The 20,963-nt window shown below is 68.1% G+C and carries 19 protein-coding genes and 2 pseudogenes; 14 read left to right on the top strand and 7 right to left on the bottom strand.

All coding sequences use genetic code 11. The features are described from left to right. Nucleotide 1: 1 nt before the first annotated feature. The 4 genes and pseudogenes from ACOOGH_RS01375 (at nt 2) to ACOOGH_RS01360 (ending at nt 4,699) form a co-directional block, all read left to right on the top strand. On the top strand, nt 2-280 hold the full coding sequence (locus ACOOGH_RS01375; RefSeq protein WP_420447347.1) for a hypothetical protein: 279 nt from the start codon (nt 2-4) through the stop codon (nt 278-280). Between the two features lie 136 nt (nt 281-416). Then, nucleotides 417-1,574, top strand: coding sequence for a tyrosine-type recombinase/integrase (locus ACOOGH_RS01370; RefSeq protein WP_420447216.1), 1,158 nt, complete (start codon nt 417-419; stop codon nt 1,572-1,574). Nucleotides 1,575-1,675: 101 nt separating this feature from the next. Further along, nucleotides 1,676-2,506: pseudogene (locus ACOOGH_RS01365) on the top strand (pyruvate, water dikinase regulatory protein); the annotation flags it as partial. Between the two features lie 12 nt (nt 2,507-2,518). After that, nucleotides 2,519-4,699: a hypothetical protein gene (locus ACOOGH_RS01360; protein WP_420447215.1), complete on the top strand. Its 2,181-nt coding sequence runs from the start codon at nt 2,519-2,521 to the stop codon at nt 4,697-4,699. A gap of 573 nt (nt 4,700-5,272) precedes the next feature. Here the strand turns inward: ACOOGH_RS01360 and ACOOGH_RS01355 are convergent. After that, nucleotides 5,273-5,446, bottom strand: coding sequence for a hypothetical protein (locus ACOOGH_RS01355; protein ID WP_420447214.1), 174 nt, complete (start codon nt 5,444-5,446; stop codon nt 5,273-5,275). A 155-nt stretch (nt 5,447-5,601) separates the two neighbouring features. On the opposite strand from ACOOGH_RS01355, the pseudogene ACOOGH_RS01350 reads away from it, so the two are divergent. The 3 genes and pseudogenes from ACOOGH_RS01350 to ACOOGH_RS01340 all read left to right on the top strand — a co-directional run. After that, a pseudogene (locus ACOOGH_RS01350) lies at nt 5,602-5,736 on the top strand (amidohydrolase family protein); the annotation flags it as partial. 42 nt (nt 5,737-5,778) lie between these two features. Next, nucleotides 5,779-5,955 (top strand): hypothetical protein, encoded by a 177-nt coding sequence (locus ACOOGH_RS01345; protein WP_420447346.1) that lies wholly within the window; start codon nt 5,779-5,781, stop codon nt 5,953-5,955. Between the two features lie 129 nt (nt 5,956-6,084). Continuing rightward, on the top strand, nt 6,085-6,504 hold the full coding sequence (locus ACOOGH_RS01340) for a hypothetical protein (protein ID WP_420447213.1): 420 nt from the start codon (nt 6,085-6,087) through the stop codon (nt 6,502-6,504). 16 nt (nt 6,505-6,520) lie between these two features. Here the strand turns inward: ACOOGH_RS01340 and ACOOGH_RS01335 are convergent, their stop codons facing one another. Next, nucleotides 6,521-7,411 carry a creatininase family protein gene (locus ACOOGH_RS01335; protein ID WP_420447212.1) on the bottom strand — a complete coding sequence of 297 codons (891 nt, stop codon included), beginning with the start codon at nt 7,409-7,411 and terminating at the stop codon, nt 6,521-6,523. 112 nt (nt 7,412-7,523) lie between these two features. Between ACOOGH_RS01335 and ACOOGH_RS01330 the strand changes: the two genes are divergently transcribed. Genes ACOOGH_RS01330 through ACOOGH_RS01320 form a run of 3 tightly spaced genes read left to right on the top strand, consistent with a single transcriptional unit; the run spans nt 7,524 to nt 11,205 of the window. Then, nucleotides 7,524-9,251, top strand: a complete 1,728-nt coding sequence (locus tag ACOOGH_RS01330) for an amidase family protein (RefSeq protein ID WP_420447211.1) — start codon at nt 7,524-7,526, stop codon at nt 9,249-9,251. Then, nucleotides 9,248-10,168, top strand: a complete 921-nt coding sequence (tesB, locus tag ACOOGH_RS01325; RefSeq protein WP_420447210.1) for an acyl-CoA thioesterase II — start codon at nt 9,248-9,250, stop codon at nt 10,166-10,168. Before ACOOGH_RS01330 ends, tesB begins: the two co-directional genes overlap by 4 nt. Then, nucleotides 10,165-11,205 (top strand): peptidyl-alpha-hydroxyglycine alpha-amidating lyase family protein, encoded by a 1,041-nt coding sequence (locus tag ACOOGH_RS01320; RefSeq protein WP_420447209.1) that lies wholly within the window; start codon nt 10,165-10,167, stop codon nt 11,203-11,205. Before tesB ends, ACOOGH_RS01320 begins: the two co-directional genes overlap by 4 nt. Before the next feature lie 14 nt (nt 11,206-11,219). On the opposite strand, the gene ACOOGH_RS01315 is transcribed toward ACOOGH_RS01320, so the two are convergent. After that, entirely contained in the window at nt 11,220-12,278 is a 1,059-nt protein-coding gene (locus ACOOGH_RS01315; protein WP_420447208.1) for a carboxypeptidase-like regulatory domain-containing protein, read from the bottom strand. Between the two features lie 140 nt (nt 12,279-12,418). Beyond that, nucleotides 12,419-13,825 (bottom strand): aspartate aminotransferase family protein, encoded by a 1,407-nt coding sequence (locus ACOOGH_RS01310; protein ID WP_420447207.1) that lies wholly within the window; start codon nt 13,823-13,825, stop codon nt 12,419-12,421. Between the two features lie 29 nt (nt 13,826-13,854). Between ACOOGH_RS01310 and ACOOGH_RS01305 the strand changes: the two genes are divergently transcribed. Beyond that, nucleotides 13,855-14,823 (top strand): aldo/keto reductase, encoded by a 969-nt coding sequence (locus ACOOGH_RS01305; protein ID WP_420447206.1) that lies wholly within the window; start codon nt 13,855-13,857, stop codon nt 14,821-14,823. A 52-nt stretch (nt 14,824-14,875) separates the two neighbouring features. On the opposite strand, the gene ACOOGH_RS01300 is transcribed toward ACOOGH_RS01305, so the two are convergent. Then, complete coding sequence (locus ACOOGH_RS01300) at nt 14,876-15,970, bottom strand: N(4)-(beta-N-acetylglucosaminyl)-L-asparaginase (protein WP_420447205.1); 1,095 nt, start codon at nt 15,968-15,970, stop codon at nt 14,876-14,878. 115 nt (nt 15,971-16,085) lie between these two features. On the opposite strand from ACOOGH_RS01300, the gene dapB reads away from it, so the two are divergent. Next, nucleotides 16,086-16,862 carry a 4-hydroxy-tetrahydrodipicolinate reductase gene (gene dapB / locus ACOOGH_RS01295; RefSeq protein ID WP_420447204.1) on the top strand — a complete coding sequence of 259 codons (777 nt, stop codon included), beginning with the start codon at nt 16,086-16,088 and terminating at the stop codon, nt 16,860-16,862. Between the two features lie 35 nt (nt 16,863-16,897). Here dapB and ACOOGH_RS01290 read toward each other — a convergent pair whose 3' ends face one another. Then, complete coding sequence (locus ACOOGH_RS01290; RefSeq protein WP_420447203.1) at nt 16,898-17,944, bottom strand: hypothetical protein; 1,047 nt, start codon at nt 17,942-17,944, stop codon at nt 16,898-16,900. 125 nt (nt 17,945-18,069) lie between these two features. Beyond that, nucleotides 18,070-20,040 carry a CocE/NonD family hydrolase gene (locus ACOOGH_RS01285; RefSeq protein WP_420447202.1) on the bottom strand — a complete coding sequence of 657 codons (1,971 nt, stop codon included), beginning with the start codon at nt 20,038-20,040 and terminating at the stop codon, nt 18,070-18,072. Nucleotides 20,041-20,234: 194 nt separating this feature from the next. Here ACOOGH_RS01285 and ACOOGH_RS01280 point away from each other — a divergent pair, with 194 nt between their 5' ends. Together ACOOGH_RS01280 and ACOOGH_RS01275 are read left to right on the top strand one after the other, a co-directional pair. Then, complete coding sequence (locus ACOOGH_RS01280) at nt 20,235-20,477, top strand: FitA-like ribbon-helix-helix domain-containing protein (RefSeq protein WP_420447201.1); 243 nt, start codon at nt 20,235-20,237, stop codon at nt 20,475-20,477. Nucleotides 20,478-20,486: 9 nt separating this feature from the next. Continuing rightward, entirely contained in the window at nt 20,487-20,912 is a 426-nt protein-coding gene (locus tag ACOOGH_RS01275; protein ID WP_420447200.1) for a type II toxin-antitoxin system VapC family toxin, read from the top strand. Nucleotides 20,913-20,963: the final 51 nt, after the last annotated feature.

The raw sequence follows: 20,963 nt of genomic DNA, 5'->3' as shown, positions 1-20,963 counted from the left end.
TATGACCGCGTTAGAGGAGCAGTTGACGAGGGCCTTGCGGAGGCTGTGCGCGCAGTACGAAACGGAGCAGCAGCGGCACTCCGAGCAGGTCGAAGCCTTGCAAGGGCACGTCGAGCGGCAAGGCGGAGAGATCGAAGCCTTGCGACAGCGCGTCGAGCGGCAGAGCGCGGAGTACGAAGCCTTGCAGATGCGAATCGAGCGGCTCGACGCGCTGGCGACACGCTTGGCTGAGTATTTCGGGACATCCGTCGTCGCGAGACCGCGCGGCCTCCGTATCTGATGCGCCGCCCGGGACCGGACCGCGATCAGGGTCCGAGCCGCTGATGGCTACGGGCAGGGCTGGATCTGGCGCGGGCAACACCGCTCAGCGAAGTTTCGGACGCGCAGATCGTGCGGTCCATCATCAGAGGAATCGAATGATGGCACGCACGAAGCGGGACCGGCGGAGCTACAGCGCCGGCGAGTGGGGCCGGAACCGGGTGAGGGTGTTTCCTGACCCGAAGACCGGCATTTTCCAGATCGAGTGGCGAGAGAACGGGCGCAGGCTCACTCGGTCCCTGAAACACCGGGACTGGACGCGGGCCAAGCGTCAGGCGGACGAAGCCGCTGCGGGCCTCGCGATGCACGAGCCCAACGGCAAGGCCGAGCCCGAGCCGCTCACGTTGGAAAGGCTTTTTGACATCTACGGCGAAGAAGTGACGCCCACCAAGGCCAAGCGGACGCAGGAGCGCGACAGGGTCGCGATGCGGATGTTCCTCGGGTTCCTCGGACCGAACCGAAGGCCGGAAACACTCTCTCAGCGGGATTGGGACCGATTCATCCGGGAGCGCAGGGCGGGCAGGGTGGGGCCGAGCGGGAAGCCCGTGTCGAACCGAATGATCGAATGCGACCTGAGGTTTCTGGTCGCCATACTGAATTGGGCCGCGAGGTCCAGGGACGAGCAGGGCCGCTTGCTCCTGGAATCGAATCCACTGAGGGGCTTGAAAACGCCCGTCGAGAAGAACCCGCTCCGGGTCGTGCTTTCCGGCGAGGAGTACCGGGCGCTTCTGAAGGTGTCGCGCCGGGTCGACTGGCGGTTCCACGTCGCGCTCGTGCTCGCGCACGAAACGGGGCACCGGATCGGAGCGATCCGCAAGCTTCGGTGGTTCGACATCGACTTCGAGGACAAGACCATCCGGTGGCGCGCGGAGCACGAGAAGACCGGATACGAGCACACCACGCCGCTGACCGACGAGGCGATCGCCGCACTTGAGGGGGCACGAGCGAGAAACCCCGCGAGAGGCAACGCTCCGGTGCTACCCTCCACGCAGGATCCCTTGATCTGCGTGAGGCCTTGGATGCTCGGCGGAAGGTGGCGGACAGCCGAGAGGCTCGCCGGTCTCGAACCGAAGCGTGGTCGCGGCTGGCACTCGCTGAGGCGGAAGTTCGCTTCCGATCTCATGGACCTTCCCCTCAAGGTCTTGTGTCAGCTGGGCGGATGGAAGAACGCGAAGACGGTTCTCCGCTGCTACCAGCAGGCCGACGAGGGACAACTCAGGGAGGCGTTGGAAGGCCGCCGCGGGGTTCAGGCCTGAGAATCCCATTTGGCGGGACTCAAACAGCAGGAATCCAACCTGCCCAACTCGTAACACCAATGTTTACAACAAGATACGAATCTTACGGCATCTGTTGACCCAGGCGAACGGTTTTCTTCGTCTCCGACCATTCGGGCGTCACAGCCGAGACGCTCGGCCAGAGCCTGATCGCGCAGTTCGACGCCCTCGACTTCACGAAAATCACCGTACCATTCGTCTCCACCGTCGACAAGGCGAAACGGGCCGCCCTGAACATCAACGCCGCCGCCCGGGTGCAGGGGTCGCCGCCCATCGTCTTCAGCACACTGGTGAAGGAAGACGTGCGGTCCGCCGTGCGCGAAATCGTGGCGCAGACGGATGCCCTCTTCCTCGATTTCTTCGACTCCTTCCTCGCCCCGCTCGAGCAGGAACTCGGGCACAAGTCGCAGCACGCGATGGGCGTGTCTCACGGGATCCAGAACTACCGGGAATACGACCGCCGCATAGAGGCGATGAACTTCGCGCTGTCTCATGACGACGGCTCGAACCCGCAGGGATACGACAACGCCGACCTCGTCCTGATCGGCGTATCGAGATCGGGAAAGACCCCGACCTGTCTGTATCTCGCGCTTCAGTACGGCGTGTTCGCCGCGAATTATCCTCTCACGGGAAGCGATCTGGAGGAGCGACGGGTCCCGTCCGCCCTCTGGCCGCACCGCGACAAGATCTACGGGCTCACGATCGAACCCCATCGCCTGGGGGAGTTGCGGAGCGCGCGCGGGATCGGCCGCCGCTATGCCTCGCCCCGCCAGGTGAGCTTCGAAATCCGTCAGGCGCAATCGCTGTTCGAGCGCCTCGACATCCCCTTCATCGACGCGACGCGCTGCTCGATCGAGGAACTGGCGAGCCGGATCCTCGACGCCACCAGGCTCGAGCGCCGCACAACATCGTAAGGAGGTTCCACCATGCGCGATTCCCGCACCGATTCGGCTCTCGACACCCGTTCGGCTCTCGGCACCTGTTCGGCTCTCGGCACCTGTTCGGCTCAAGCCGGCCTCCTGGCGCTGTTGGCTCTGGCCCTTGCCGCGCCCGGGGCCGCCGCGCTCCCGCAGGAAGGCGACGCCTCGCAGGCGTGGGATGTGACGGCGCCGATGGGCGAGACGCGAGAGATCGACTTCACGACGGACGAGGGAACGTGGATGTCGATCGACCTCGAGCCGGGCGGAGAGTGGCTCGTGTTCGACCTCCTCGGACACATCTACCGCCTGCCGGCGACGGGCGGCGAGGCGACGGTCCTCACGCAGAACACCGGCGTGGCCGTCAACTATCACCCGGCCCTGTCGCCCGACGGTTCGACGATCGCCTTCATTTCGGATCGCGGGGGACAGAGCAACCTGTGGCTGATGGACGCGGACGGTTCGAACCCGCGCCCGGTATTCGAGGATCAGGGCTTGCGCGCCTGGGAGCCGGCGTGGAGCCCGGACGGTCGCTTCATCGTCGTGCGGCGCTCCTCGACGCGGCGGGGCGGCGGCGGTCCCGCGCCGGGCCTGTGGATGTACTCGAAGGACGGCGGGGAGGGCGTGCAACTCGTCGGCTCGGATTATTCCGGCGCCGCCTGGCCGTCGTTCTCGGCGGACGGCATGTCGCTCTACTTCCAGATCCGCACGGCGCCCCCGGGCACCTGGTCCGGGCGGACCGACGTCATGCAGGGGCACAAGCAGATCCGGCGGCTCGACCTCGAGACGGGACGGGTGGACGAGATCACCTCCGGGCTCATGGTGCAGCAGGGGCAGACCTCGAGCGGCGGGGCGATCGCGCCGGAGCCGTCCCCGGACGGGCGCTGGCTCGCCTTCGCACGACGCATCCCGGACGGGACGATCTCGCACGATGGGTTGCGCTTCGGACCCCGGACGGCGCTCTGGTTGCGCGACCTCGAGACGGGGGATGAGCGCGTTCTCATGGACCCGATCGAGGTGGATATGGCGGAGGGGATGAAGGTGTCCCGCGATCTGCCGGGCTACAGCTGGGGCGCGGACTCGCGCTCGATCGTGACTTCGGCGGGCGGGAAGATCCGCCGGGTCGATCTCGAGGGTACCGTGACGACGATCCCCTTCACCGCCCGCGTGCAGCGCACGATCTCGGAGATGGCGGGGCGGCCGCAGATGGCGCTGGGCGAGACGTTCAGGGTGAAGTTCCCGCGCTGGACCGCCTCCTCGCCGGACGGGAGCCGGCTCGCTTTCCAGGCGGTGGGACGGGTGTGGATCATGGACCTCCCGGACGGAACCCCGCGGCGGCTCACACCGGACTCGTTCTCACCCTTCGAAATGGCGCCGGCGTGGTCACCGGACGGGGGCTCGATCGCCTTCACGAGCTGGGCGGACGCCGACCAAGGTCACGTGTGGCGGGTCCCCGCGGACGGAGGTGAGCCGCAGCAGCTCACGACGCAAAGGGGCGAATACCTCAACACGGTGTGGAGTCCGGACGGGCGGGACATCGTCGTCACTCGCGGGTCGGGGGCGACGAGCCACGGCCGCACCGTGGCCAGCAACCAGTTCTTCGACTTCGTGCGCGTGCCGGCGGAAGGCGGCGACGCGACCCTGATAACCAAGGTGGCGCGGCCCTACGCGGGCGGGCGTCCGCTCATGCCGCGGCGGCCCGTCGCGCAGGCGTCGTTCGGCCCGGAGGGGCGCCTCTTCTATCCGGAGGCCCTCGGGCCGGACGACGGCGAGCCGGCAGGTACGGAGATCGCCTCCATCCTCCTCGACGGAAGCGACCGCCGCGTCCACTTCACGCTGCCGGACGCCGATGAGGCGGCGGTGTCGCCGGACGGGGCGTGGCTCGCCTTTCAGGAGGGCGACAACGTGTATCGGATGCCGTTCCCGTACGGCGGGACGGGGTCCAACATCGTCCGCATCGCCAAGCGCAGCGGCCAGCTCCCGGTCACGCAGGTTCAGCTTCGAGGGCGGGATCCACCCCCGCTGGCGCGACTCGAACACGCTCGAGTTCGTGAGCGGTCCGCGCTACTACACGCACGACCCCAACAGCGGCGAGACGGCCGAGACGCCGATCGATCTCGAACTCCCGCGCCACATCGCGCGCGGGAGCGTCGCCTTCACCGGCGCGCGGATCATCACGGTCGAGGATGATCAGGTCATCGAGGGCGGCGACATCGTGGTGCGCGACGGCCGCCTGGCCTGCATCGGCGACTGCGACACCGCCGGCGCGGACCACGTGATCGACGCCTCCGGCACGACGATCATGCCCGGGCTCATCGACATGCACGCGCACCACCACCGCGACCACGTGGGCGTGATCCCGCAGCGCAACTGGGAGTCGGCGATCTACATGGCGTACGGGATCACGACGACGCTCGACAACTCGCAGTGGTCCTCCAACGTCTTCCCCGCCGCCGAACTCGTCGAGGCGGGCGCGATGATCGGCCCGCGCACCTACAGCACCGGTGACCCCGTGTACTCGGGCGACGGAGCGCGCCAGAACGAGATCACGAGCCGGGAGGTCGCAGACCAGAACGTGGCGCGCCTCGCGTCGTGGGGCGCGGTGATGATCAAGGAGTACCTGCAGCCTCGGCGCGACCAGCGGCAGTGGGTCACGGAGGCGGCCCGCGAGCGCGGCCTGCGCGTCACCGCCGAGGGCGGCGACATCGAGTACAACATGGGCATGATCATGGACGGCCATACCGGGTGGGAGCACCCGATGAGCTACGTGCCCCTGTACGGAGACGTGGCCAAGTTCTTCGGCCACGCCGACGCCGTGTATTCCCCCACTTTCATCGTCGGCGGTCCCAGCGCGTGGAACGAGGAGTACTTCTTCCAGACGTACGAGGTGTGGAAGGACGAGAAGATGCGCCGCTGGCTCCCGTGGCGGATGCTCATCCCCTCCACCCGGCGCCGCATGATGCGCCCGGAGACCGACTACAGCTTCCCCCCTCCTCGCGCGCGGCCTCGGCGACATCATCGAGGAGGGCGGCTGGGGGGCGATCGGCTCACACGGGCAGTTGCACGGCCTCGGTTCCCACTACGAAGTGTGGATGGCCGCGGCCGGGACCGACGAGATGACGGGGATCGAGATCGGGACGATCCACGGGGCCCACTTCCTGGGTCTGGAGCACGAGACCGGATCGCTCGCCGAGGGCAAGCTGGCGGACTTCATCGTCCTCGACTCGAACCCGCTCGACGACATCCGGAACACGACGGATATCCGCCTCGTGATCAAGGACGGGATCGTGTACGACGCGGACACGCTGGATGAGGTGTGGCCCGACCCCAAGCCGTTCGGCGAGCACTACTGGGTGGACGAGGACGCGCTCATGAGCGACGACCGTCCCACCGACTACTGGGACCGACGGCCGCAGGGCGGCGGCGGTTCCGATCCCCGCAACTGACATTGTGACAGGGAGGTAGACGCGGCCGTCAGTTGATCCCAGGTTGAGGGTTACCCGGAACGTAGGGCCGAGGACCGTGGCCGGAGGCGCCGCGGCACGTCATACGGTTCCGGAGGAGGCCAAACGGGAATGGGAGTGGAACTCATCGGAATTCTCGCGGTGGGCGCGGCGCTGGCCGGGCTCACCCTCACAACCACCTACGGGCTGCGGGACGACATGAAGAGCCTGCAGGGGGACGTGAGGGGCGAGATCCACGGCCTGCGCGGGGAGATGCAGGGACTGCGTGGAGAGATGCAGGGACTGCGGACGGAAGTGCGCGGCGAGATGCAGGGACTGCGGACGGTAGTGCGCGGCGAGATCCACGGGCTTCGGGAAGAGATGCTCGGGATGCGCGAGGAGCTTCGGGGAGAGATCCAGGGCGTTCGAAGTGACGTGAGCGAGCTCCGCGGCGAGGTGAACGGATTCCGCCTCGACATCACCGAACGCGTGGCCCGGATCGAGACGAAGGTGTTCAACGGCGCCGCGGCCGGACGCGGTAACGCGGCCTGAACGAATCCGGCGTGCGTCAGTCGTTGCCGTCGATGGCGCGGCGGATAGCGCGGGCGGTGATCTCGGCGCGGTAGTCGACGAGTCGCCGACCGTTCTCGATCGTCCGCTCCACCGGCGAGAGGTCGACGCCGTTGATGGAGAAGAGTCCGGCGTCCATGCGCTGATTCCCCCGGATCGTGCTCGGATCGACCGTCGCCATGATTGACGAATAGTGATAGTCGTCGTGGTACTCGTTGCGGGTGGCGACGCACTCGTCCGGTTGCTGGAATATCCCCAGTTCCTCCTTCAGAAAGTCGCAACTGTAGATGTCTTCGGTGTAATACTCGGGGATGAAGTGGACGCGGGCCGGTCGGCCGGCCCAGGCCGCATTCAGGGCGGCGGCGACGTTCTCCATGCCGCTGACGTTGCCGCCGCTGTCCCCGATGAGGACGAGGTTCTCGAATCCGTGCGCGGCGAGGCTGCCCAATACGTCGGTGAGCATGGCCTCGAACGTTTCTTGCCGGACGCTGATCGTGGCATGGTAGCGCATGTGCCCGGAGGGCGGATCGATGCTCCCCTCCGGGACCAGCTTGATGACGGGGGCGACGAGCGCGTTCCCCAGTTCGCGCGCGATCGCCTCCGCGGTGGCCTGCAGCACGAAGTTGTGCTTGCCGCTGGCCAGGTAGGGACCGTTCTGTTCGATGCCCCCGGTGCCGATGATTGCGGTCGTCATGCCTTCCGCGAGGGCGTCACGCACCTCCATCCACGTCATTTCCTCGATCCACACGGTATCGAGGCGGTCGATCGGGCGCGTCGCGTCGAGATCCTGGGCGTGAAGCGGCGCTCGCAAGGACGGGACGGCGACGGTGGCGAGCGCGCAGACGGCGAGCGCCATGACGGCGCGGCGCAGGAGGCGGTGGCTGGGCACGGCGGTCTCCCCGGGTCGAGGCTACGGCGGACAGCGAACGATCCATTACTATACGGTGAGCGCACGGCCAGATTCGAGTGCCGCGCCAAAGTCCCGCGAATCGGAGGGTCCCATGAGGTCAGCTTCAGGCGTTTTCTCCCGCGCCGGGATGGCCGGAGCCCTGGCGGCGTGCCTCGTGGCAGCGACCGGCTGCGGGGCCCCGTCCGCCGAGGCGGAGCCGTTCGACGTGGTGGAGGCGACGATCCCCCAGATGACGGCGGCGATGGAGAGCGGGAAGCTCACGTCGCGTCAGCTCGTGATGGAGCACCTGTCGCGGATCGCGCGCTACGAATGGCAACTGAACGCGGCGGTCTCGATCAATCCGCATGCCCTCGCGGAGGCCGCGGCGCTCGACGCGGAACGGGCGGCGGGCAACCTGCGCGGGCCGCTGCACGGCATCCCGGTCGCGCTCAAGGACAACATCCACACGACGCACATCCCGACGACGGGGGGCTCGCTCGCCTTCGAGGGCTATTTTCCGCCGTACGAGGCCACGCTGACGACGAACCTGCGCGAGGCGGGCGCGATCATCATCGCCAAGGCCGGGCTCACGGAGTTCGCGAACTTCATGGCGGGGCCGCCGAACCAGATGCCCGGCAACTACAACGCCCTCACCGGCTACGGCCTCAACCCGTATGACCCGCGCCGCGACCCGCGCGAGGACCGAAACGACGGTCGGCCCGCGCTCACGACGGGCGGATCCAGTTCGGGGATCGGGACGGCCGCCAGCTTCTGGGCCTCAAACGTGGGGACGGACACGGGTGGGTCGATCATCAGCCCCTCAAACGCGAACATGCTCGTGGGGATCCGGCCTACGATAGCCCGTGTGAGCCGGTGGGGCGTGGCGCCCGTGACGCTCGATCACGACATGGCGGGGCCGATGGCCCGCACGGTGACCGACGCGGCGATCATGCTCGGAGCCATGGAAGGGGCCGCGCCCGACCCGAACGACGCGGCCACCGCGCGCTGCGAGGCGCCGCCGGGCCGAGACTATACGCCGTTCCTGAACGCGGACGGGCTGGAGGGCGCCCGGATCGGGATCCCCCGGGCCTTCTACTACGAGCCCGTCGAGGTCGGAGGAGAGACGATCGGCGGGCTGAACGAGGAGGCCGCGGCGCTCATGTCCGAGGCGATCGCGGTGCTCGAGGCGGCGGGCGCGGTGCTCGTGGACCCGGCCGAGATCACCAGCTTCGTCGACCCGGACCCCGACGCGAACTTCAACACGTGGCAGCTCTGCATCGGCGGGCACCAGGCCAAGGGTTCGGACGAGGGGTGTTCGGTCAACTTCAAGTACGGGATGAAGCGGGACTTCGACGCGTGGCTGGAATCCCTCGGGCCGTCGGCGCCGGTGAAGACGCTCACCGAGCTGCGCGAATGGAACCTCGAACACCGTCACGCAGGGTCGATGAAGTACGAGCAGTCGCGCTACGACATCTCCGATGAGATGGACGTGGAGGCGGACCGGGCCCGGAACGCGGCGGACATGGCGAAGGACTCGCTTCTCAGCCAGATGCGGGGGATCGACGCGGTACTGGAGGAATACGACCTCGACGCCATCTTCACGCCGGGCAGCCGGGGGGCCGCGCTGGCAGCGCGGGCGCAGTACCCCCATATCGTCGTGCCGTTCGGCTTCGTGGCAAATGCGCCGACGCCACCCTTCCCCGACGGCTTCGACGCGCGACCCGCACCGTTCGGGATCGGGTTCACGGGGGCAGCCTGCAGCGAGCCGCGGCTCATCGAACTCGCCTACGCCTTCGAGCAGGCCACGCTCCGCCGCGTGCCGCCGGAGAGCTTTCCTTGACCTACACCGCGCGCGATCTGGTCGATCTGTTCGACCTCGAACCGGTCGAGCGGAATATCTACCGCGGACAGAACCGGGACATCGGCTCCGGGCGGATCTTCGGCGGACAGGTGCTCGCCCAAGCGCTCGTGGCCGCGCGCCGGACGGTCGAGACGGAGGACCGGGCGGCGCACTCGCTGCACGGGTACTTCATCCTCCCCGGAGACCTGGAGATCCCGGCAGTCTATTTCGTGGACCGCCTGCGCGACGGACGCAGCTTCACGACGCGGCGCGTGACGGGGATCCAGCACGGGCGGGCGATCTTCAACATGTCCGCCTCGTTCCACAAGACGGAGGACGGCATCGCGCATCAGGACGAGATGCCGGATGTGCTGCCGCCCGAGGCACTCGAGTCCGAGATCGACATCATCCGGCGGAGCGCCGAGCGCATCCCGGAGCCGCTCCGCTCGCTGCTCACCCAGGACCGGCCGCTCGACCGGCGTCCCGTGGCCCCGCTCGACCCCTTCAGGCCGAAGCCGGACAGGCCCGTCCGGCGGGCCTGGATTCGTACGGTCGGAGATCTGGGCGATGACCCGCTCGATCACCAGGCGGTGCTCGCCTACGCCTCCGACTACGGGCTGCTGCGCGCCGCGCTCGTTCCGCACGGGCGTACTTTCTTCGACCGCGACCTGATGGGCGCCTCGCTCGATCACGCGATCTGGTTCCACCGTCCCTTCCGGATCGACGACTGGCTCCTGTACGTGACCGAGAGCACGGTCGCGAGTGGCGCGCGGGCGTTCACGCGGGGCACGTTCTTCGCCCGGGACGGGACGCTCGTGGCCTCGGTCGCGCAGGAAGGCGTGATCCGAACCGGAGGCTGGCCCGCCCGGGACGAGAAGTCCGCCAACCCCGAGGGAGACGAGGGAGACGAAGCATGACACGAATCGAAGCGAAGTCGGCGAAGATCGGAGCCGGGGGCCTCGTCTTTCTGATCACGGTGGCCGGGGCGTGCGGCGCGGAGCCCGAAGCGACGGCCGAGGTCGAACCCGTCAACGACCTGCCCAGTCCCTACGAGCGCATCGAGCCCTGGGCGGAGTTGCCCCCCGGCGCGGTGCAGTGGGGACAGGTCACGGGCGTCGAGCAGGGACCCGACGGCAATCTCTACGTCATGCACCGCTGCTTCGAGAACAGCTGTGCGGACCGTCCCGAGGACCCGATCATCAAGTACGACATGTCCGGCCGGGCGCTCGCTTCGTGGGGCGCGGGCCTGCTCAACTATCCGCACGGCTTCCACGTCGACTACGACGGGAACGTGTGGGCCACCGACGCGCGCGGAAACGGAGAACTCGGGCACCAGGTGTTCAAGTTCAGCCCCGACGGCGAACTCCTGCTCACGCTCGGGCAGGCCGGCGTCGCGGGACTCGGGCCCAATGTATTCAATCAGCCGACCGATGTCCTCGTCCTCCCCGGCGGCGACTTGCTCGTCACCGAGGGTCACGGCGAGGGCAACGACCGGGTCGTCCGCTTCAGCCCCGAAGGTGACTTTCTCGACGCGTGGGGCGGCCCCGGCTCGGGGCCCGGCCAGTTCAGCACGCCGCACGCCATCGCCAGGGACTCGCAGGGCCGGATCTTCATCGGCGACAGGGCGAACAACCGCATCCAGATCTTCCTCGAGGACGGCACGTTTCTGGAGGAGTGGAAACAGTTCAGCCGCCCGAGCGGGATCTTCATCGACGAAGACGACACGATCTACGTCGCGGACTCGGAGAGCTGGGGGCCGAACAACCCCGGCTGGAAGAAGGGGATCCGGATCGGGAGCGCGCGCGACGGCTCCGTCTCGCACTTCATCGAGGACATCGAGTCCACGACGATCGAGCACAGCGGGGCCGAAGCCGTGGGCGTGGATTCGGAAGGGAACGTCTACGGTGGCGTCGTGCGTCGCCGCATGCTCGAGAAGCACGTGCGCGTGAGGTAGGGGACTGCGGCGGGCTACTTCGTCCAGATCACGACGGCCCCGCAGCGCGCGTCGTATCCACCGAACTCGGGCGGCAACTCGCCGGCCCCCTGGTACACTTCGATGCCGCCGACCTCCACCGGCAGCACCAGCGTGTCCAGCTCCCGGACCGGAATCGGAGAACCATCGAGATAGGCGCTGAGTTCACAGCCCCCGGGCGTGAATCCTCCGGATGCCCTTGAACTCTCGACCCAGCAGTCGCGGAACCCGGAGCCGGGGCACCGAAGTCGGATGCCGGGCGCGTCGGCGAGCATGTGCGTGACGCGGAGCGGACGCCGGCGGTCGATGTCCTCCACCGTGAAGTAGGTGCCGCCGCCGATCAGTTCGCCGAAGTACTTGCGGTCGTAGAACCCGTTGACTTCCAGCCGTCGCGGTCGGGTCGCGGTCACCACGAGCGGTTCCATTTCCACCGGCGCGGGCACGAGGCCGATCTCCAGCTCCGTGCTCAGTCCGCGGACCACGGTCACCTCGTAGCGCAGGGAGGCGTAGCCGATCCTATCGACCTCGAGCAGGTGCGGCCCGGCGGGCACCCCGGTGAGTGCAAACCGGCCCTGGCGGTCGCTCTGCACCTCCGCGGGCCGGCCGCTCAGCGACACCGTGGCCGTGGCCACGGGATCCTCCGTCGTCGCATCGAGCACGCGCCCCACGATCCTTCCGGGCTCGGCGTCTCCGAACAGGACGCGCAGGTGAACTTCGTACGGCGTGCCGGGTTCGAAGGTGACGATCGTCTCTTCACTCGAATCATCCCCGAACTCCGCCCACAGCGTCGCCGCCCGCGCATCAGTCGGGACACAGAGCGAGAAACTCCCGTCCGCTCCGGCGGATTCGCGCAGGGGTCTGAACACCTGATCGCTCGTCCAGCGGAGGACGATCGTGGCCCCGGGAAGATTGAGGGCCCCGGACTCCTCCGTGACGAGGACGTGAAGCGAGGCCCGATCCCCGCAGTCGCCCGCGTCCTGAGCCGCGGCGGATCCGGCGCCGATCGTCAGCGGAACCACCATCAGCGCCGCCGTCATCCGTGGGCGTCGCGTCAAAGCATCAACCATCTCCCTCTCCCTGGTCGTGCTGTGGACCCTTCCGGGAAACCGAATGAAGAACCCCGGACAAGGACGGGCGCCGACCGGGTCGCGTCACTCCGAGGGTGCCGAAGAGTCGAACTCGCGGCGTCCAAGCTTCACGCGAGCGCCGCGTCGATCGCGGCGGCGTGTCTTCCGAGGAAGGCGTCGAACTCGGCAACGAGCGCGTCACAGTCCTCGTCATCGTGGGCCAGCGAGACCGTCACGAACCCTCGGCGGGCCACGTAGAAGCCGGCCAGCAACATCTCAAGCTGGAAGAGGTCGCGGGCGGCCATCGGCGTGTGGGCCACATCGGCGCGGCGGCGGATCGGCCTCCGCTGGAAGTGGACGGTCATGATCGAACCGCGGCCCGTGACCTGCGCGGGCGCATCCCTCGCCGCCGCGACCCCGGTGAGGGCGGCCCGCAGCGCGTCTCCCCGCACCGTCAGCCGGCGCACCACATCCGGCGTGAACACGTCGCGCAGGCCCACGAGGCCCGCCGCCATGGTCAGCGAGTTGTTGTTGTGTGTGCCGGGATGGCTGAGATGATTCTCCTGTCGGGGATCGAAGCGGTCCATGAGGTCCGCGCGCCCCCCGAAGGCGCCGAAGGAAGCGCCGCCCCCAAGGTATTTTCCGAAGGTCGTGAGATCGGCGTGGATGTCGAGCGCTCCCTGCAGGCCGCCCGGGGCGAGCCGCGACGTCTGGACCTCGTCGAAGATCAGCAGGACGCCGGCCCGGTTCGTCGCATCTCGAAGCGCGTTGAGGAACACGCGAGTTCCGGGGATGCACCCGCCGCCCGCGAGCATGGGCTCGACGAGCACGCAGGCGAGTTCGGTCGCCCGTTCCGCGATGAGGGATCGCGCCGATTCGGCGTCGTTGTAGTCCGCGACCATCCACGGGAATGGCACGTTCAGACGCCGGTCGGGGCCGGTGAAGTTCAATGGTCCGCCGTGATACGCGCCGTCGAACACGAGTACCCCCTCCCGGCAGGTCACGGCCCGAGCCAGGCTGACCGCCATGAGGTTCGCCTCCGTCCCCGAATTCGTGAAGCGCAGGCGATCGACGGACGGAAAGCGGCGGCAGATGAGTTCGGCGAATTCCTGCTGGTTCGGGCTCGGCCCCCCGAGGGTGAGGCCCTTCCCCGCCGCCTCCACGATCGCGGCCCGGATGGCGGGGTTCGAGTGGCCGTATAGCCCGGCGGTGTAGTCGTTGAGGAAATCGACGTAGACGTGCCCGTCGAGGTCGTGGAGCCGCGACCCTTCGCCACGGACGATGGTCACGGGAAAGGGGTCGTAGTGGTTGACCGTTCGCGTGTCCGCCCCCGGCAGGTAGTTCGTCGAGCGTTCGAAGCTCGCCTGACTCAGGGGATTCGCTGCCGCGTAGCGCGCCGCCGCGTCGGCCGCGAGTTCCTCCAGTGACCGCGTCCGGACCGGGCCAGTCGTCATCTGTTCCGTCCCCCGCTCGGGTTCCGCTACGTTGCCGGTGCCGTCGGTGCGCCCCACTGCGAGCGGGCGTTCTCCGGCCACCTGCACCCTACGGGAGGATACGAAAGAACGTGGAGAGAAGAAAACTCGCCCATACCGACCTGAAGGTGTCCCGCGCCTGCATGGGCACAATGACCTTCGGGTCGCAGACCGACATCGATACCGCCGCGGCGATGGTGGAACACTGTCTTGAGCGCGGCGTCGACTTCTTCGACACCGCGAACGTCTACAACCAGGGCCTGTCCGAGGAGATCCTGGGGGAGGTCCTCGGGGACCGGCGCGGAGAGGTCATTCTCGCGAGCAAGGTCTGCAATCCGATGGGAGACCCGGTCGAATACACGGGCCTCTCACGCGACGCCATCAGGCGCGGAATCGAGGATTCGCTGCGGCGACTCGGAACCGACTATCTGGACGTCTACTATCTTCACCTACCGGACTATGACACCCCGATAGAAGAGAGTCTCGCCACGCTGGAGGAACTCCGGCTGGAGGGGATCATCCGCTATCCGGCGACCTCCAACTACAGCGCGTGGCAGATGGGCGAGATGTTCTCGGTCTGCGAGCGCGAGGGTTGGGCGAAGCCGTGGATCGCGCAGCCGATGTACAACCTTGCGGCGCGCGGGATCGAACAGGAATACCTCGCCTTCACCGAGCGCTACGGCATCTCGAACGTCGTCTACAACCCGCTCGCGGGCGGGCTGCTGACCGGCAAGCAGTCTCAGGGGGCGCCTTTGGCCGGGACTCGTTTCGACGGCAACCGGATGTATCTCGACCGCTTCTGGCACGACGAGTACTTCCACGCCGTCTCAGAGGTCTCGACGATCGCGCGGGACGCCGACCTCACGCCGGTTGAGCTCGCGCTGGGCTGGCTGCGGGAGCAAGCGGGCGCGGACTGCATCATCGTGGGCGCTTCCCGCCTCGAGCACCTGGAGGAGAACCTCGCCGCGTTCGACGGCCCGCCACTCAGCGCAGACGTGCTCGCCGCCTGCGATGGCGTGTGGGCGCGGCTCCGGGGTCCGACGCCCAACTACAACCGGTAGCCCTCCCCCTGCCAAAGCCTTAGGAGGCCGGGAACCGTCCCGGGGCGCGCCGCTACGCGTCTCGGGGCGAACCCTCCAACAACCCCTCGAGGGGCCGCTCCTCCGCCCCGTTCTCCGTGCAGACGGCATAGTGCGTCTCCGCGGCACCGTACATGGCGACACCCGCCGTCTCCCCCTGCTTGTTGAGGAGGAAGAAGCGGACGTCGAAGTTCGGCAGGCCGCGCGCGTTGAGGAGCCTCGATTCGACCGTGTTCGACTTGATCCGCTCCAGCGTTGCCATGCCGGCGTCGAGCGGGCTCATCCCCTGGCGCATGAACTCGACGGCGAGGAACGAGGAGAGGTTGTAGAGGTTCGCCTCGCCCCGGCCGGTCGAGCCGACGGCGCCGACGTCGTTGTCCACGTACAGGCCGGCTCCGAGGATCGGGGAGTCGCCGGTACGCCCGGGGATCTTCCACGACAGCCCACTCGTGGTGGTCACCCCGCAGATGTCGCCATCGGCGTTCACCGCGTTGCAGTTCGTCGTACCCCAGAAGGAATGGGCCGGGATCAGGCCATCGTCGACCATCGAGAGGCCGGCGTCGAGCCGCTTGCGGGGATCGAGCCAGTGGCTTGGATCGATTCGCCGCCGCCACTCGAGCCACAGGGCGCGGGACGCTTCCGTATTGAGGTCGTCCTCGATCTCGAACCCGAGTTGGCGGGCGAACGCCTGGGCACCGGCCCCGACGAGCAGGTGGTGGTCGGTGAGTTCGGCCACCGCCTTGGCGACAAGCGAGGGAGTACGGACACCCTCGAGCGCCGCGACGCCGCCGGCCCAGCGCCGTGGCCCGTGCATGCAGCACGCGTCGAGTTGGACAACGCCGTCCGCGTTGGGGAGCCCGCCGTAGCCGATCCCCATCTCGGTGGGGTCGTTCTCGGGGATGTTCACGCCCGCCGTCAGGGCGTCGAGCACGTCCTCGCCCTCAACGATGCCGCGGAAGGCGCGCTCCACGGAACTGTCGGGTCCGCCGTTGTTGAAGCGGATCCCGCTGAGGTCGGAAATCACGATGGGGAGCGCGGCCCGCGAGCGGCGGACGGCGGGGGCAGCGGCGAGTCCGGCGGCGGAAGCCAGACCGGCGGCCGAAGTTCGAACGAAGTCTCTCCGATCCATGCTCATACTCTCATCCTCGCGTACAGGGGAGCTTGAACCGACAACATACCATCCGGGACGCGGCGCGTTACGTTCCCGCGGGAACGTGGGGAGCGTCGACACAACGGGAGCGAAGATGAGTATTCGGGTCTGCGTGGGAGGAGCTACGGGGTGGACGGGCGAGAGCGTCGTGGCTGCCATCCTCGAGTCGGACGAGTTCGAACTGACGGGCGCCGTCGCGCGGCAGGCGTCGGGACAGACGGTCGGCGACGTGCGGATCACGGCCGACGTGGGGGAGGCGCTCCGCGAGCCGGCCGACGTCTACATCGACTATACCCATCCCAGTGCCGTGTACGGGAACATCATGTGCGCGGTCGAGGCGGGCGTGGCCGCAGTCGTCGGCACCTCGGGCCTCACGGGACGGGAATACGGGGAGATCGACGAGGCGGCGCGCGCGCGAGGCGTGGGGGTGATCGCCGCGGGCAACTTCTCCGTCACGGCGGCGTTGTTGAAGCACTTTTCGGGGATCGCCGCGCGCCACGTTCCGCACTGGGAGATCGTCGACATGGCCTCGGCTGGGAAACCGGATGCCCCGAGCGGCACCGCGCAGGAACTGGCCGAGTTTCTGGGGACGGTCGCGGAGAACGAATTCGGCCGGCCGGTCGAGGACACGCTGGGGTCACGCGAGGCGCGGGGGGCCACGATCGGGGGCGCGCAGGTACACTCACTGAGGCTTCCGAGCTATGTCGTCTCCGTTGAGTCGATCTTCGGTCTGCCCGGCGAGCGCCTCTCGATCCGGCATGACGCGGGGTCGAGCGCGGAACCCTACGTGGGCGGGACCCTCCTCGCGGCGCGCATGGCGCCGCAGCGGGTGGGCCTCACGCAGGGACTCGACCGGCTGCTGTTCGAGTAGCCGGCACGCCGCAGACGTTCCCGCGGGAACGTCGCTCAGCCCCCGGGGCGGTTGGCGACGATCGCGATCCGGGAGCCGTCGGGGCTCACGGCGAGGCGGGTGATTCCGCCGACGCCCAGGTCGGAGAAGTCGGCGATCCCGATCCAGTCGGAGCCGTCCGACCAGGCGTACAGCCGTCCGCCGTCCCCCATGACAATCTCGCCCTCGGGCGTCCAGGCGTAGTCTTCGCGACCCGGGAGCGTCAGCGTGATCCGCTCCGTGGTTCCCGCGGCGGGATCGAGCCGTTCGATCCACCACTCCTCGTCGGAAACCTTCCGCACGAATGAGATCTCCTCCGTCCCCGGAATCCGGTGGATGGACCGGCCCGGGCGCTCGGCCACGACCTGGATATCTCCGCTCAACGCGTCGCCGACCTGGAGTGTGGGGGGATCGCCGAGGATGAACATCGCCACGATGTGTTCGTTGGCCCACGCGTGGTAGCCCACCGGCTCGGCCGTCGCGAAGATCGGCCCCAGCGACGCGCCGGAGAGGTCGTAGCGCCACAGATATTGCTTGCCGCGGATCTCGTGGATCGCGGAGAAAGCGTCCTGCCCCGGGATCTGGAGCGCCGAGAACTCGCTGGCTTCCGCCGTGTTCGTGAGCCGCTCCGACGCGCCGGACTCGACCCCGGACGCCGCCGAGAGACGCATGATCTCGGTCTGCCTCCGGTCCAGCGCCGCGGTGTGCAGGATCGCCGATCCATCGAGCAGAAAACTCGGCTGGTTGTCGTAACCGTCACGGTCGGTGCCGCGCCCCAGGTCGGGGACGGAGAGCGCGCCGCCCTCGCGCACGAGCGTCCCCATCCAGATGTCGGTGGACGGGGACCCCGAGGCGGTGGGGGTGTAGTCCTCGGGAGCCGGTCCAATCTCGGGCATCGGCCCGTCCGGCGGCTCCGCCGGGAAGGCGACGGCCACCCCCGGCTCTCCGCCCTCCGCTGCTCCCTCGTCCCCCGGAGCACAACCCGTCACGGCCGCAATCGTGAACCCGCCGAGCGCCAGAGCCACCGCCGTGCGCGCGACCCGCCGGAATGTCCGCTGGATCATTCGTCCCGCCCTTCGTCTTCGGTGATTCTCTCTCAACGGCCTTCGCACATTGTGTCAGAAGCGGGTCGCGCGGTAGAGCCACGCGGGTTTGCCGACGTTCCCGCGGGAACGTCCGGCGGCGCGGGCTAACGCGGCAGGATACCGAGGATCACGCGCGACGGGTGATCGGCCGAGCGGTAGACCGTTTGCGTCGCGGCCTGGTAGTCGCCCGGCACCGCGCGGTACGTGTCGACGAACGTCTGCGGGTTCCGGTCGTAGGCCGGGAACCATGAACTCTGGACGTGGACCATGAGCCGGTGCCCCGCCTTGAAGGTGTGGAAGCGGTCCCGGAGGTCGATCTCGATCCTTGTCACCTCCCCCGGCACCATCGGCTCCGGGTTCTCGAGGTCGTTCCGGAAGCGGCCCCGCATGATCTCGCCCGCGAGGTGCATCTGGTATCCGCCCATGGGGACGGCGCAGTTGGCGCTCGGCGGCGCGTCGTCGGGATAGACGTCGATCAGCTTCACGATCCAGTCGGAGTCCGTCCCCGTCGTGGAGACGAAGATCTCGGCCCCGATCGGACCCGCGATCGTGAGGTCCTCCTCCAGGGGTTCGGACTGGTAGACGAGGACATCGGGACGCTCCGAGGCGAAGCGCTGATCCTCCACCTTCCACAAATGGCCCAGCGTCGTCCGCTCCTCGGCGGAGAACGGGACGGGATTCGCCGGATCGCTCACCCAGGAATCGGCCTGAGACTCGGCGGCCGAGTCCGCGGTTCGCGTCGGCGGCTCGAAGCGCAGCGTCCCGTCCGAGCCCAGATAGAGATTCATGGAGGTGACGCCCGCTGGCGGCCATGAACCGTAGGCGCGCCACTCGTTCGTCCCGGTGAGGAAGACGTTCGCCTCGGTCGCATCCCACGTCCCCTCGTCCTTCAGGTGGTGCTCGAAGAAGGGGAACTGGAACTCGCGCTGGAAGTGGAGCGAGGTCTTCGTGTCGAAGGCGATGCAGCCGAGGAAATCGCCATCCATGCGCGCCCAGCCGCCGTGCAGCCACGGGCCGACGACGAGCGTGTTCTCGAGGCCGGGATTCTCCGCCTCGACCGTCCGGTAGATGGACATCGGGCCGTAGAAGTCCTCGGTGTCGAACCAGCCGGCCACGTTCAGCGTCGCGGGGCGGACGTCGTCCAGGTAGCGGAGGGCGTTCTGCGCCTGCCAGAACTCGTCATAGTTGGGGTGCTCGATGAAATCACGCCACGCCGGCACGTCGCCGTGGAAATAAAGTTCGTCCACGGTGGCGGCGGACCCGGCGTTGAGGAAGAAGTCGTAGCCGGAGGGGGTGCCGTAGTCGAAGCGGGCCCCGCGCGTCGAGGTGGGGCCGTCGCGGCGGCGGGCGTTCCCCGACAGCCATGAGAAGGCGTACATGATCCGGAAGGCCCCGTTATGGTGCCAGTCGTCCCCGATGAACATGTCCGAGGGCGAGGCCTGGGGTGAGGCCGCGACGAGCGCCGGGTGCGCGTCCACCATCCCCATCACCGTCTGCCAGCCCGGGTAGGAGATCCCCCACTGCCCCACGCGCCCGTTGTGATTGTCGACGTTCGCGAGCAGCCACTCGATCGTGTCCCGGTTGTCCGTGATCTCGTCCGTGTCGGTGGGGCCGCGGGGTTCCGGCGCCGGGGCGCGGATGACCTCGAACTCGCCCTCCGACCTGAACTGACCCCGCACATCCTGGAACGCGAAGATGTAGCCGGAACGGTCGAACTCCCGCGACGGACCGAGCGGGTTCCGGTATTCGCCCGGCTCGTAGGGACCGATCGAATAGGGAGTCCGGAAGAGGAGGATGGGATATTCCCGCGAGCGGTCCCGCGGCTCGTAGACGAGCGTGTACAGTTCGATCCCGTCCCGCATCGCGACCATGTGCTCGGACTTCTCGTAGTTCTCCAGCAGGAAGTCGCGGTGCGCCGCTGAAGCGGCTTCGGCTTCGGCTTCGGCCTCGGTCTGGGCGGGGGGCGACGGGAGCGGCTCGTCGGCCTCCGGGGCGCATCCGGCCGACAGCACGGCGGCCGCCCACAGCATGGGCGGCGCCAGCCACGGAATCGTCTTCATCTGCGGCTCTCTCACGGGACCTCCGGTATCGTGCAGCGGGACGGCGGGGGGCCGGACCCGTCGCGGTCTCACGTTCTGCGCACGTTCGCCCGGCGCGTGGGCGCGCGCCAGTCGCGGCTGCGCCAGTATGGGTCATCCGCATCCGGCCCCCACCTTGATTGCAACGCAATCATCCGGTAGAGTGGCTAACGACAAGGAGGTACGAGGTCATGGCGAGCATCACGATCCGCAACCTGGACGACGAGGTGAAGACCCGCTTGCGGGTACGGGCGGCAGGCAACGGTCGCTCCATGGAGGAGGAGGCGCGACTGATCCTTCGGGACGCGGTCCGGCGGAGGCCGAGTTCAGGGAACCTCGCCAGCATAATCCGCTCGCACTTCGGGCCGACGAACGGCATCGATCTGGAGTTGCCGCCGAGAGAACCGGCGCGCGAGCCACCCTTCTTCGAGTGAGTTGACCGCTTGCCCCTGCTACTGGACACCAACGTGGTGTCCGAGTTGATCCGCAAGTTGCCCGATCCCGCTGTCGCAACCTGGGTCTCGGGTTTTCCAGTGGACGACCTGTTCTTTTCCGCCATCGGCGAAGCCGAGCTGCGCTACGGCGCCGCCATTCTCCCGGCCGGCCGACGCCGGGAGACGCTGGTATTCGAGATCGACGCGATGCTGCGCGACGCCTTCGAGGATCGGGTGCTGCCGTTCAACCGCGATGCCGCGCGCGAACATGGCAACATCGCCGCCGTACGCCGTTCGCTCGGACGGCCCGTCGCGCCAGCCGATTGTCAGATCGCGGCGATCGCGGCATCTCGCGGCATGGCGGTGGCCACGCGCAACGTCCGCGATTTCGAGAACATGGGCATCGAGATCGTCGACCCGTGGGCCGGGGCGTGATCTGCGCGACCAAATGCTACGGACGCCCGAACTGGCCGCAGCCGTGGTCGT

The sequence above is a fragment of the Candidatus Palauibacter sp. genome, from assembly GCF_965213655.1.
In the GTDB taxonomy this organism is placed as follows: domain Bacteria; phylum Gemmatimonadota; class Gemmatimonadetes; order Palauibacterales; family Palauibacteraceae; genus Palauibacter.
Note: the sequence above shows the minus strand (reverse complement) of the source record. Positions and strands in the feature narration are given on the sequence as shown.

Coding starts and splice junctions, on each gene's coding strand:
- ACOOGH_RS01375 (WP_420447347.1), top strand. CDS start 2: ATGACCGCGTTAGAGGAGCAGTTGACGAGGGCCTTGCGGAGGCTGTGC.
- ACOOGH_RS01370 (WP_420447216.1), top strand. CDS start 417: ATGATGGCACGCACGAAGCGGGACCGGCGGAGCTACAGCGCCGGCGAG.
- ACOOGH_RS01360 (WP_420447215.1), top strand. CDS start 2,519: ATGCGCGATTCCCGCACCGATTCGGCTCTCGACACCCGTTCGGCTCTC.
- ACOOGH_RS01355 (WP_420447214.1), bottom strand. CDS start 5,446: ATGAGCATCCGCCACGGGAGCCAGCGGCGCATCTTCTCGTCCTTCCAC.
- ACOOGH_RS01340 (WP_420447213.1), top strand. CDS start 6,085: ATGGGAGTGGAACTCATCGGAATTCTCGCGGTGGGCGCGGCGCTGGCC.
- ACOOGH_RS01330 (WP_420447211.1), top strand. CDS start 7,524: ATGAGGTCAGCTTCAGGCGTTTTCTCCCGCGCCGGGATGGCCGGAGCC.
- ACOOGH_RS01320 (WP_420447209.1), top strand. CDS start 10,165: ATGACACGAATCGAAGCGAAGTCGGCGAAGATCGGAGCCGGGGGCCTC.
- ACOOGH_RS01300 (WP_420447205.1), bottom strand. CDS start 15,970: ATGGATCGGAGAGACTTCGTTCGAACTTCGGCCGCCGGTCTGGCTTCC.
- dapB (WP_420447204.1), top strand. CDS start 16,086: ATGAGTATTCGGGTCTGCGTGGGAGGAGCTACGGGGTGGACGGGCGAG.
- ACOOGH_RS01290 (WP_420447203.1), bottom strand. CDS start 17,944: ATGATCCAGCGGACATTCCGGCGGGTCGCGCGCACGGCGGTGGCTCTG.
- ACOOGH_RS01280 (WP_420447201.1), top strand. CDS start 20,235: ATGGCGAGCATCACGATCCGCAACCTGGACGACGAGGTGAAGACCCGC.